This is a genomic window from Methylibium sp. (assembly GCF_031393925.1).
Classification (GTDB): domain Bacteria; phylum Pseudomonadota; class Gammaproteobacteria; order Burkholderiales; family Burkholderiaceae_C; genus Methylibium.
This window is the reverse complement of the sequence record NZ_JANMWL010000034.1, coordinates 1-11,813: the sequence shown is the minus strand read 5'-3', so window position 1 is coordinate 11,813 and position 11,813 is coordinate 1. Positions and strand designations below refer to the sequence as shown.

The following is an 11,813-nucleotide window of genomic DNA, read 5'->3' as shown; positions in this document are numbered from 1 at the left end:
TTGACGTCTTCGTTGTTGGCCAGCTCGCGGGCCGCGCCGTCCATGACGATGCGCCCGCTCTCGAGGATGTAGCCGTGGTCGGCGTAGCGCAGCGCCATGTGGGTGTTTTGCTCGGCCAGCAGGAAGGTGACGCCCTCGCGGGTGTTGAGATCCCTGACGATGCCGAACACCTCTTCGACGATCTGCGGCGCCAGGCCCATGGAGGGCTCGTCGAGCAACACCATCTTCGGGTTGGCCATCAGCGCGCGGCCGATCGCGCACATCTGCTGCTCGCCGCCCGAGGTGTAGGCGGCCTGCGAGCCGCGCCGCTGTTTCAGGCGTGGGAAGTAGGTGTAGACCTTCTCCAAGGTGGCGGCGACCGCGGCCCTGCCGTCCTTGCGCGTCCATGCACCCGTCATCAGGTTCTCGTCGATCGTCAGGTGGCCGAAGCAGTGGCGGCCTTCCATCACCTGGATCACGCCGCGTTGCACCAGATCGGCCGGCGTGAGTCGTTCGATGCGCTCGCCGCGCAGCTCGATCGAGCCCTTGGTCACGTCGCCGCGCTCGCCCGCGAGCAAGTTGGACACCGCCCGCAGGGTCGTCGTCTTGCCCGCGCCGTTGCCGCCGAGCAGGGCCACCACGGCGCCTTCGTGTACCTGCAGCGACACGCCCTTCAAGACCAGGATGACGTGGTTGTAGATGACCTCGATGCCGTTGACGTTCAGCAGGATGTTGGGTGATGCGCTCATGACATTGCTGCCTTGGCCGGGCAACTCGCGTGGATAGCTCCTCTCCCGTTGGGGGAGAGTTGGGGCGAGGGGCCATCGCAGTGGCCGGCTTTGGCTGGCCCCCATCCCAGCCTTCCCCCGGCGGGGGAAGGAGCCTCTTTTCGACACTTCATGTCAGGCGACGCGCAGCGGCTCAACTCTGGCAATCCTCGGGCGTGCGCCGTGTGAGCTTCTTCTCTGCCGCGTACTTGTCGGCCGCCACCTTCACCATCGGCTTGATGATCTGGTCGTCGCCTTGCAGCCAGTCGGACGTGAAGACCCACTTGGCGCCGTCCCAGGTGTGCACGCGCGCCCAGTTGGCGCCCATGTGGTCGGCGCAGCTGGTGCTCACGGGCCGCATCACGCCCGCGAAGCCGAGCGCGTCGAGCTTCTTCTGGTCGAGTGCGAGGTTCTCGTAGCCCCAGCGCGCCTGCTCACCGCTCATGAGCTTGCCCTTGCCGTAGCGCTCCTGCGCCCGCTTGACGCCTTCGACCGCCAGCATCGCGCCGATCAGACCGCGCATGTAGAGCACCTGGCCGACTTCTTCCTTTGGTCCGGTGCCCTGGCCCTTGGCGTGCAGCGTCGCCAGCACGTCCTTGACGATCCTGGAGCCGTACTCGGTGCCGTGCTGCATGGTCACCGCGTTGTAGCCCTTGGCGCCGTCGACGTCCTTCAAGTCGGGCTCGGCGCCGGCCCACCACCCGCCGTACATCTTCTCGCGCGGATAGCCGGTCGCAACGGCCTCCTTGAGCGCCGCGGAGTTCATCACGCCCCAGCCCCACAGCAGCACGTAGTCGGGGCGGGCCTGGCGGATCTGCAGCCACGCGGCCTTTTGCTCCACGCCGGGGTGCGTGACCGGAATGCTGTTGAACTCGAAGCCGTGCATCTTGCTGCGCTGCGCAAGCATGGGGATTGGCTCCTTGCCGTACGGACTGTCGTGGTAGACCAGCGTGATCTTCTTGCCCTTCAACTTGTCGAAGCCGCCTTCCTTCTTGGCGATGTGCTGGATCAGCACGTCGGCGGCGACCCAGTAGGTGCCCATCAGCGGAAAGTTCCACTTGAACACGCCGCCGTCGGCGCTTTCGCTGCGGCCGTAGCCGGCGGTGATGAGCGGGATCTTGTCGCCCGGCGCCTTCTCGGTGAGTGCGAAGGTGATGCCGGTGGAGAGCGGCTGGAACACCGTCGCGCCGCCGTTCTTGCCCTTCAGGCGCTCATAGCATTCCACGCCCTTGTCGGTGGCATAGCCGGTCTCGCACTCCTCGTAGCTGATCTTCACGCCGTTGATGCCGCCTTGGGTGTTGACGAGCTTGATGTAGTCGACGTAGCCGTTGGCGAACGGCACGCCGTTGGGCGCGTAGGCGCCGGTGCGGTAGACGAGCACCGGGAAGAACTGCTCCTTGGCCTGCGCGAATGCGGCCGGAGCGGTGGCCAGGCTGCCGAGGCCGGCCGCGACGAGCGCGGTGGCGATGGCCAGGGACTTGAAATTCATGTCTGCCTCCAGGGGGTCAAAGAGCACTCTCCAGTGCGTGGTGGGGAATGCAAAGTGCAAGGCCTCGGCAGGCGCCGGGAATGTCGGGGTGAATGCGGACCGCTGTTCAATGCGGGAACGGCCACAGGCGCAGTTTTTCCTTGCCCGTGGACCACAAGCGCGCCAGGCCGTGCGGCTCGACGATCAGGAAGAACACGATCAGTGCGCCGAAGATCATCGACGTGAGGTGCGAGGCCAGCGCGGTGTTGATCGGGAGGCCGAACCACGCGGGCAGGTTGTCGAGCAGGATCGGCAGCACCACGATGAAGGCCGCGCCGAAGAAGCTGCCCATGATGGAGCCCAACCCGCCGATGATGACCATGAACAGCAACTGGAACGAGCGGTCGATCGAGAACGCCGCCGGCTCCCACGAGCCCAGGTGGACGAAACCCCACAGGCCGCCGGCCACGCCGACGATGAAGCTCGAGACCGCAAATGCGCTCAGCTTGGCGTAGACCGGCCGGATGCCGATGACGGCCGCGGCCACGTCCATGTCGCGGATCGCCATCCACTGGCGACCGATGTGGCTGCGCACCAGGTTCTTGGCCATCAGCGCGAACAGCGTGACGATGACTAGGCAGAACAAATATCTTTGCGCCGGTGTTTCGATCGGCAGGCCCCACACGTTCAGGTTGGAAATGTTCACCGATCCCGAGGACGAGTGGTTGGTGAACCATGTGATGCGCAGGAAGGCCCAGTCGACGAAGAACTGCGCGGCCAGGGTCGCGACCGCCAGGTACAGGCCCTTGATGCGCAGCGAGGGCATGCCGAACAGCACGCCCACGCCGGTGGCGCAGACCCCACCGAGCAGCAGCGAAGGGATCAGCCCCAGGCCCTCGGCGCGCACCATGAAGTTGTAGGCCGCATACGCGCCCACGGCCATGAAGGCGCCGGTGCCGAGCGAAATCTGCCCGCAGTAGCCGACCAGGATATTGAGACCCAGCGCGGCCAGCGACAGGATCAGGAACGGGATCAGGATGCCGCGGAGCAAATATTCGGGCGCGGTCAGCGGCACCACCACGAAGGCGAAGGCGATCAGGCCGAGGATGGCGATGCGGTCCTGCAGGATCGGCAATATCTGCTGGTCGGCGCGGTAGCTGGTCTTGAATTGACCGTTTTCCCTGTACAGCATGTGCAGCCCCGTCGATCAGACGCGGTCGATGATCTTCTCGCCGAACAGCCCTTGAGGCCGAACGAGAAGAAACAGCAGCGCCAGCACGTACGCAAACCAGATCTCGATGCCGCCGCCGAGCATGGGCCCGATGTAGATCTCGGAAAGCTTCTCGCCCACCCCGATGACGAGCCCGCCGATGATGGCGCCGGGCACCGACGTGAGGCCGCCGAGGATCACCACCGGCAGCGCCTTCAGCGCCACCAGCGACAGCGAGAACTGCACGCCGAGCTTGGAGCCCCAGATCACGCCAGCCACCAGCGCCACGAAACCGGCGACGCTCCACACGATGACCCAGATGCGGCCCAGGGGGATGCCGATCGACTGTGCCGCCTGGTGGTCGTCGGCCACGGCGCGCAGCGCCCGGCCGGTGGAGGTCTTCTGGAAGAACAGGCTCAGCAGTGCCACCAGCGCCGCGGCAATGAGAGCTGCGTAGAGGTCTTCCTTGTTGACGAGCACGCCGCCGGGGAAGGTTTTGTCGAACAGGAAGATCGGCTCCTTGGGCATGCCGATGTCGATCTTGTAGATGTCGCTGCCGAACAGCGTCTGGCCGAAGCCGTCGAGGAAGTAGGTGATGCCCAGCGTGGCCATCAAGAGCGTGATGCCTTCCTGGTTGACGAGCTTGCCGAGCACCAGCCGCTCGATCGCCCAGGCAAGCGCCACCATCACCGCCATCGCCATGGCAAAGGCCAGCACGTTGACGGCCCACTTGGTGGTGAGGCCGGTCAATCCGGGCAGCCATTCGGCAAAGCGCGCCATCGCCAGGGCGGCGAACAGCACCATCGCGCCCTGCGCAAAATTGAACACGCCGCTGGCCTTGTAGATCAGCACGAAGCCGAGCGCGATCAGCGAATAGAGCATGCCGACCATGAGGCCGCCGAGCAAGGTTTCGAGGAAGAAGCCCATGCTGTGTGTCTTACCCCCTCGCCCCTTTGGGGAGAGGGGGGGGATGAGGGGAACGCCGGCCGGCCCTCACCCCCGCCCTGTCCCGAAGGGAGCGGGCGCCATACCGGGCAATGGGTCGATCAACCAGGGCGGTCTTCAATGCGACGTCCCCAGATACGCCTTGATCACCTCGGGATCAGCGCGCACCTCGCTCGGCGTGCCGTCGCCGATTTTCTTGCCGTAGTCGAGCACCACCACGCGGTCGCTGATGTCCATCACCACGCCCATGTCGTGCTCGATCAGCACGATGGTGCATCCGAACTCGTCGTTCACTTCGAGGATGAAGCGGCACATGTCCTGCTTCTCTTCGACGTTCATGCCGGCCATGGGTTCGTCGAGCAGCAGCACCTGCGGCTCCATCGCCAGCGCGCGTCCAAGGTCGACGCGCTTTTGCAGCCCGTAAGGCAACTTGCCGACGGCCGTCTTGCGAAAGGGCTGGATCTCCAGGAAGTCGATGATGCGTTCGACGCACAGGCGCTGCTCGGACTCCTCGCGCTCGGCCGAGCCCCAGCCGAAGGGGTTGCGCAGCGCCTGCGCGAACAGCGTGCTCTTCATCTTCATGTGGCGCCCGGTCATGATGTTGTCGAGCACGCTCATGCCCTTGAACAGCGCCAGGTTCTGGAAGGTGCGCGCCACGCCCATCGCGGCCACCTGACGCGAGTTCATGTGCTTTAAGGTCCTGCCGCGAAAGGTGATCGAGCCTTGTTGCGGCTGGTAGACGCCGTTGATGCAGTTGAGCATGGAGCTTTTGCCGGCGCCGTTGGGGCCGATGATGGCGCGCACCTCGTGCTCGCGCACGTCGAAGCTGATGTCGCCGAGCGCCTTCACGCCGCCAAAGGCGAGCGAGATGTTCTTCACCTCCAGGATCACCGCGCCGATGCGCCCTGCGCGCGCGGCGGCGGGGTCGGCGGCGGCGCCCTTCGAGTCGCCCGCACCGACCGCGCCGGTGCGGGCGTCCATCAGGCGGCCCTCCGCACGGCCGGGAACACCTTGGCATCGACGATGCGCAGGTCGGCCTCCGCCACGCCTGTGCGCCCGTCTTCGAACTTCACCTGCGTCTGGATGAACTGCGAGCTGCGGCCCTCGTAGAGCGCCTCGATCAGCACGCGGTACTTGTCGGCGATGTGGCCGCGCTTGAGCTTGCTGGTGCGCGTGAGCTCGCCGTCGTCGGCGTCGAGTTCCTTGTGCAGGATCATGAAGCGGCTGATCTGGGAGCCGGCCAGCTTCTCGTCGACGGCCAGGTCGGCATTGACCTTCTCCACGCACTCGCGAACCAGTTCGTAGACCTCAGGCTTGCCCGCGAGATCGGCATAGCCGCCATAGGGCAAGTTGCGCTTCTCGGCCCAATTGCCCACCGCGTTCAGGTCGATGTTGATGAAGGCGCAGACCCGGTCGCGGCGGTCGCCGAAGGCAACCGCCTCCTTGATGTGCGCAAAGAACTTGAGCTTGTTCTCCACGTACTTGGGCGCGAACATGGCGCCGTCGTGGACGCCGCCCTGCAGGCGGCCCACGTCCTTGGCGCGGTCGATGATCTTGAGGTGCCCCTGCGCGTCCAGGAAGCCGGCGTCGCCGGTGTGGTACCAGCCATCGGCCGTCAGCACCTCGGCGGTCGCCACCGGGTTCTTGTAGTACTCCTTGAGCAGCCCCGGCGAGCGCACCAGGATCTCACCGTTGTCGGCCACCTTCAACTCGACGCCATCGATCGGCACGCCCACCGTGTCGGCCTTGGCCTGGTGGTCGGGTTGCAGGCACACGAACACGGCGGTTTCGGTCGCGCCGTAGAGTTGTTTGAGGGTCACGCCGATGGCGCGGAAGAAGCTGAAGAGGTCGGGCCCGATCGCCTCGCCCGCGGTGTAGGCCAGCCGCACGCGCGACAGGCCCAGCGTGTTGCGCAGCGGCCCATAGATGACCCAGTTACCCAGCGCGTAGTGCAGCCGATCGACGAGCGAGACGTGCTGGCCGTCGCGGCCGCTGGCCGGCGACGCCGGTCCGACACGCCGCGCCAGCACCGCCGGCCCCACCCGCCGCGCCAGCACCATGAAGTGCGCGAACAGCCAGCGCTTGGGCGCACTCGCGTCCTCCATGCGGATCATCACGCTGGTGAGCAGCCCCTCGAAGATGCGCGGCGGTGCGAAGTAATAGGTCGGGCCGATCTCCTTCAAGTCGATCGTCACCGTGCTGGCCGACTCGGGGCAGTTCACCACGTAGCCGCACACCAGCCACTGCGCGTAGCTGAAGATGTTCTGGCCGATCCAGGCGGCCGGCAGGTAGGCGAGCACTTCCTCGGCCGCGGTGAGCTTGTCGAAACGCTGGCCGGCCGCTGCGCGGTCGATCAGCGTGTGGTGGGTGTGCACCACACCCTTGGGGTTGCCGGTGGTGCCGGAGGTGAAGAACATCGCCGCCACGTCGTGCGCGTCGGCCTGGGCGATTTCGGCCTGCACATGGCCGGGGTGCTGCGCATTGAAGGCGCGCCCGGCCTCGGCCAGGGCGTCCATCGAGGCCAGGCCCGGCTCGCTGTAGTGGCGTAGGCCGCGTGGCTCGTCATACCAGATGTGCGCCAGGCGCGGGCACTGCGGCCGCAGCCCCAGCAGCTTGTCGACCTGTTCCTGGTCTTCGACCAAGGCAAACGCGACCTCGGCGTTGCCCAGCGGGAACACGAACTCGGCGCCGGCCGCGTCCTGGTAGAGCGGCACCGCGATCGCGCCGAGCGACTGCGCCGCCAGCATCGCGGCGCAGAGCCTCGGCCGGTTGGCGCCCACCACCACCACGTGCTGGCCGCGCTGCAGGCCCGCCGCCGCCAACCCGCCCGCCAGGTCATGGACCATCGCGGCGAGCGCGCTCCAGCTGAGCGTCTGCCAGATGCCGTATTCCTTTTCGCGCAGGGCCGGCGCGTCGGGGCGCTTCGCAGCATGCTCGAGCAGCAGGCGGGGAAAGGTCGTCAGCACCAGGGGGACTCCGTTACGCAGCCGTCGCCGACGCGACACACGCTGCGTGAAGGCGCGATGCTAGTGAGAAGTTTGACGCTCGCTTGTCGTTATGACGACAATCCTAGGGACAGCCCGGCCGGGACTTTCCCTCACGATGACAACCGCCCCCAGCCTGCGCGAACGCGCCCGCGCACTCACCCTCGAAGAGCTGGCCGGCATTGCCTGGCTCGACGTGCTGGAGCCAGCCAAGCGCACACGGGCCGAGGTCGCGCTCGTCGTCGCCGAGGCCGAGGTGGGCGAGTTGGTCTGTCGCATCGGGCGTCCCGCAACCTACTGGTTCGGCGTGATCGACGGCCTTTTGAAGATGAGCAACGACAGTGCGCTCGGCACGCCCATCACCTTCACCGGCGTGCCGCCGGGCGCTTGGTTCGGCGAGGGCACCTTGCTCAAGCGCGAGGCCTACCGCTACAACATCGAGGCGCTGCGCACGAGCCTGGTGGCGGGCCTGCCGACGGCGACCTTCTACGCGCTGCTCGAGACCAGCATCCCGTTCAACCGCTACGTGCTCAACCAGATCAACGAGCGGCTCGGCCAATTCATCGCCGCGCGCGAGATCGACCGCATGACCGACCCCGACTCGCGCGTGGCACGCAGCCTGGCCGCGCTGTTCCATCCGGTGCTCTACCCCGGCGTCGGCAGCCTGCTGCGCATCACCCAACAGGAGCTGGGCTACCTGGTGGGGTTGTCGCGCCAGCGCGTGAACCAGGCGCTGCAGGCGCTGCAAGCGCAGCAGCTCATTCGCATCGAATACGGCGGCCTGAGGGTGCTCGACCTCGACGGCCTGCAACGGCGCATGCGCCAGCCGGGCTGAGAGGCTGGCGCCGACGCGGTGCGGCTCAGGCGTTCGTCACGCCGCAGGACACATGCCCGGCCGGCACGTGCGACGCCGCGCCGTCCACATGCCCGGTCTGGTCGTCGAAGAAGAAATCCGGCTCGAACTCGCGCAGGAACTCGCCCTTGGCAAGGCCGCCGAGGAACATGGCCTCGTCGACCTCGATGTGCCAGTCCATCAGCGTGCGGATGGCGCGCTCGTGGGCCGGCGCACTGCGCGCCGTGACCAGCGCGGTGCGGATGTGCATGTGTTCGGTGCCGGCCTCCTGCAGCGCCTGCAAGGCATGCAGCAAGGGCTTGAAGGGCCCCGCCGGCAGCGGGCTGGCAGCATGCTCGCGCTCGTGGGCCTGGAAGGCGTCGAGGCCGCCGCTCTGGTAGACCTGCTCGGCCTCGTCTGAGAACAGCACGGCGTCGCCGTCGAAGGCGATGCGCACCTCGTTGGGGTGGGCCTCGGAAGCGCGCACCGAATGCGGCAGCACGCGCGCCGCCGGCACGCCCGCGCCGAGCGCCGAGCGCACGTCTTCGGCATTGGCGCTGAGGAACAGGTGGGCGTGCAGCGGCTTCAAGTAGCGCCACGGCGAGGCGCCGCGGGTGAAAACGCCGCGCTGGATCGGCAGGCCGTAGTGCTGCGCGGAGCGGAACACGCGCATGCCAGAGACCGGGTCGTTGCGCGAAAGGATCACAACCTCCACGCGCGGCGCGTCGCCGCGGTTGAAGGCGAGCAGCTTTTGCACCAGCGAGAACGCCACGCCAGGCTGGGCCGGCGCGTCCACGCGCTGCAGTTGCAGGCGCATGTAGTCGCGGTCGTCGCCAGACTCGAACAGCTTGTTTTCCTCCTCGAAGTCGAACAGCGCGCGCGAGGAGATGGCGACGACGAGTTGTCCGGCGAGGGTGACGCTCATGACTGCATGCTAACGGCGGCCGATCAGGGTGCAATCGGCAGACAAGCGTTGCAGCGCGCCGACAGGCGGCATGCTTCAAGGGGCAAGCGCGTTCGCCCCGTCGGCCGGCGTGAAGTCTGCACTGCCCCACGGCGCGCCATGTCGTTGAATCCGCGGGTGCCGACGCGATGGTGTGCGAAACGGCGAACATCAATCAAACAAATGGAGGAGCGGTCATGCACGGTTTTCTGAAGATAAGTGCGGTGAGTGTCCTGTCTGCGACGCTGCTGGCGTGCGGAGGCGGTGGCGGCGACAGTGGCAGCGCCGCTGCGGCGGGGCCGAGCGCGGCGACCGCCGACATCAACAGCACCGGCTACGCCGGCACCGCCGACGGTGCCGCGCGCAGCACCCTGGCGGGCTTCTCGAGCCTGGCGCTCTTCACCGGCAGCGGCGGCGTTGTCACGGCCGCTGCGTCGACGCGCGCGATGGCATTCGACGCCACCGTGCAGCGCCTGGCGATGGGCAAGCTGATCGAACGCAGCCAGACGCAGGCCGCGGATCGCGTGAAAGCGCTGGCGCTGACCACGACGACCCAAGCCTGCGACAGTGGCAGCCTGCTCTTCAGCATCAACGAGGCCAATGCCACCGCGCCCACGCCGGGTGACTCGATCACCGTGACCTCGCAGAACTGCGTCGTCGCCGCGCAGACGGTGAGCGGCAGCGTGAAGCTCACCTTAAGCACCTACTCGGCGACGGCCACCACATCCAGTGGAACGGCCGACGTGGTGTTCACCGGCTTCGGCATCCCCGCGCTGAGCCTCACGGGCAACGTCGGCGCACAGTTCGCCGAGGACGCCAGTAACCTGACCGTAAAGCTCGGCTACCAGGGTCTGACGGTGGCGGCCGCAAACGCTGCCCCGGTGCAGTGGTTTCACACCGTCGACTACAGCCTCGATTTGACCACTGGCAGCGCGACCGTCGCGTTCTCCGGCCTGGTTGGCGTGGCCGATGGCTATGTGCGGCTCGACCAGTTCGCACCCTTCACGCTGAGTTCGGGGCAGCCGAGCGGCGGCACACTGCAACTCACCGGCGCCAACGGCGCGCGCGTCAGGATCATTGCCGGCACGACGCGCTTCACCTACGCGTTTTACGCCGCCGGCAACAGCGGCACGACTGCCGACGCGACGGCTCAGGGCTTGGTGTACTGAAGACCCGGAACCGTCCGTGCCGCGCCTTCGTGCGCCAAGGGGCCCCGCGCAGGCATGCGCACGGGGCTCTCTTTTTGTTCGAGTCGCCCGGCGCGCATCGATCGGCCCACTGCCATCGACGGCGTCGAATTCGAGGCCTGCTGCCATGGCAGGCGCCTGAAGGTCGTGCTGGCTGGCATGTAGCGCTACTGCACGAAGCCGATCGCCGCCTTGCGCCCCTGCGCTTCGGGCAAGTCGCGCACCTCGATCACATTGCGCCCGGCCAGCTTGGCGTTGCCGAAGGCGCAGCTCCAGGCTCGCCGCATCTCGCGCGGCGCCAGCTGGCTCATCGCGTCGAGCACGTCGTCGGCCGGCGCGGGCGCGAAGCGGTTGCCCCAGTCGTGGTCGGCGCGGATGCCGCGGTAGAGCCTGGTCGCGATCGTGCGTGCGGCATCGCGGTCAGGTGCCCGCACCTCGAACACGTTCATGCGGTTGAGCAGGGGGTCGGGAATGGCGCGCTCGTCGTTCGCGGTGGCCACCCAGATCACCTGACTGGCGTCGATCGGTACCTCGGCGAACTCGTCCGTGAAGGCGCCGGCGGTGTCGTGCTCGAGCAGGCTGTAGAGCGCGCCGAGCGGATCGTAGGCATGCTCGCCGCCGGACTTGTCGATCTCGTCGACCACCATCACCGGGTTGGCGTACTCGCCGTCGACCAGGGTCTCGAACACCTTGCCCGGACGCGCGCCTTTCCACTGGCTGCTCGCGCCGCTGAGCACCCACCCGGCGGTGAGCGAACTCATCGACAAAAAGCCCATGCCGGTGCCGAGCAGCTGCGCGATCTCGCGCGCGAAATGCGTCTTGCCGACACCGGGCGGGCCCAGCAGAAGCATGGGCGTGATCTCGAGTGCGTCGCGACTGTCGCTGCACAGCGCGAGCTGGCGCTTCACCTCGTCGAGCACGGCGACGAAATTGGGCAGTTCCTCGTAAAGATGGTCCATCGCGGGCACGCCCGAAGGCTTGACCTGGAAGCGCTCGCAACCGCGCTCGAGCATGCGCTCGTAGGTGGCGCGCAATTGCTCGTGTTCCTTGGCGGGCAGCTTGTCGAGCCGGCGCTTGACGTCGCCGACGCGGTAGACGCTGCGCATCCTGGCGATCGGCAGGCCAGAGCGCGGCATGGTGACGAGTTCTGTGGCGGTGGACGTCATGCGCGAACCTCCAGGCAACACAAGCCAGTGAAGCAGGGCCCTCGGTCGGTGCTGGCAAGCGACCGGGGCCAACCCCTTACAGAACTGACGCAAGAGCCGTGCCGTGGATGGGTGGTCGCGGGGCCGCAGCAAGGCAAGCGCGCTTGCCTGTGACATGCGGCCGCTGATCCAGCCAGCCGCTGTCGGCACCTGCCCCGAGACACCGTTGTCTGAAAGTTCTTCCGCAAGCTTGAATTCGGAAGCACTGCACTGCACAGCCCGCCGCCGACCATGCTCGCCTGGCACGCTGTCGGGCTACTTGACCCAGGTGTTGAGCTGGATGATCGGCAGCA

Annotated in this window: 10 protein-coding genes; 2 read left to right on the top strand and 8 right to left on the bottom strand. The window is 67.1% G+C overall.

Going from position 1 to position 11,813, the window contains the following annotated elements; genetic code table 11:
• From RMO12_RS02245 to RMO12_RS02220, 6 genes are all read right to left on the bottom strand, one after another.
• Window positions 1–728: ABC transporter ATP-binding protein (locus tag RMO12_RS02245; RefSeq protein WP_309638057.1), on the bottom strand; the 728-nt coding region annotated here is incomplete at its 3' end.
• A gap of 172 nt (window positions 729–900) precedes the next feature.
• Complete coding sequence (locus tag RMO12_RS02240) at window positions 901–2,235, bottom strand: ABC transporter substrate-binding protein (RefSeq protein WP_309638056.1); 1,335 nt, start codon at window positions 2,233–2,235, stop codon at window positions 901–903.
• A 106-nt stretch (window positions 2,236–2,341) separates the two neighbouring features.
• Window positions 2,342–3,406 (bottom strand): branched-chain amino acid ABC transporter permease, encoded by a 1,065-nt coding sequence (locus RMO12_RS02235; protein WP_309624164.1) that lies wholly within the window; start codon window positions 3,404–3,406, stop codon window positions 2,342–2,344.
• Window positions 3,407–3,421: 15 nt separating this feature from the next.
• On the bottom strand, window positions 3,422–4,351 hold the full coding sequence (locus RMO12_RS02230; protein WP_309638055.1) for a branched-chain amino acid ABC transporter permease: 930 nt from the start codon (window positions 4,349–4,351) through the stop codon (window positions 3,422–3,424).
• 135 nt (window positions 4,352–4,486) lie between these two features.
• Window positions 4,487–5,350: an ABC transporter ATP-binding protein gene (locus tag RMO12_RS02225; protein ID WP_309638054.1), complete on the bottom strand. Its 864-nt coding sequence runs from the start codon at window positions 5,348–5,350 to the stop codon at window positions 4,487–4,489.
• Window positions 5,350–7,335 carry an AMP-binding protein gene (locus RMO12_RS02220; RefSeq protein WP_309638053.1) on the bottom strand — a complete coding sequence of 662 codons (1,986 nt, stop codon included), beginning with the start codon at window positions 7,333–7,335 and terminating at the stop codon, window positions 5,350–5,352. Before RMO12_RS02220 ends, RMO12_RS02225 begins: the two co-directional genes overlap by 1 nt.
• A gap of 136 nt (window positions 7,336–7,471) precedes the next feature.
• Between RMO12_RS02220 and RMO12_RS02215 the strand changes: the two genes are divergently transcribed.
• Complete coding sequence (locus tag RMO12_RS02215; RefSeq protein ID WP_309638052.1) at window positions 7,472–8,188, top strand: Crp/Fnr family transcriptional regulator; 717 nt, start codon at window positions 7,472–7,474, stop codon at window positions 8,186–8,188.
• A 25-nt stretch (window positions 8,189–8,213) separates the two neighbouring features.
• Here the strand turns inward: RMO12_RS02215 and RMO12_RS02210 are convergent, their stop codons facing one another.
• Window positions 8,214–9,110 carry a 5'-nucleotidase gene (locus RMO12_RS02210; RefSeq protein ID WP_309638051.1) on the bottom strand — a complete coding sequence of 299 codons (897 nt, stop codon included), beginning with the start codon at window positions 9,108–9,110 and terminating at the stop codon, window positions 8,214–8,216.
• 215 nt (window positions 9,111–9,325) lie between these two features.
• Here RMO12_RS02210 and RMO12_RS02205 point away from each other — a divergent pair, with 215 nt between their 5' ends.
• On the top strand, window positions 9,326–10,297 hold the full coding sequence (locus tag RMO12_RS02205; protein WP_309638050.1) for a hypothetical protein: 972 nt from the start codon (window positions 9,326–9,328) through the stop codon (window positions 10,295–10,297).
• Window positions 10,298–10,482: 185 nt separating this feature from the next.
• Here RMO12_RS02205 and RMO12_RS02200 read toward each other — a convergent pair whose 3' ends face one another.
• A complete protein-coding gene (locus RMO12_RS02200; RefSeq protein WP_309638049.1) occupies window positions 10,483–11,481 on the bottom strand; it encodes an AAA family ATPase in 999 nt (332 codons plus the stop codon).
• Window positions 11,482–11,813: the final 332 nt, after the last annotated feature.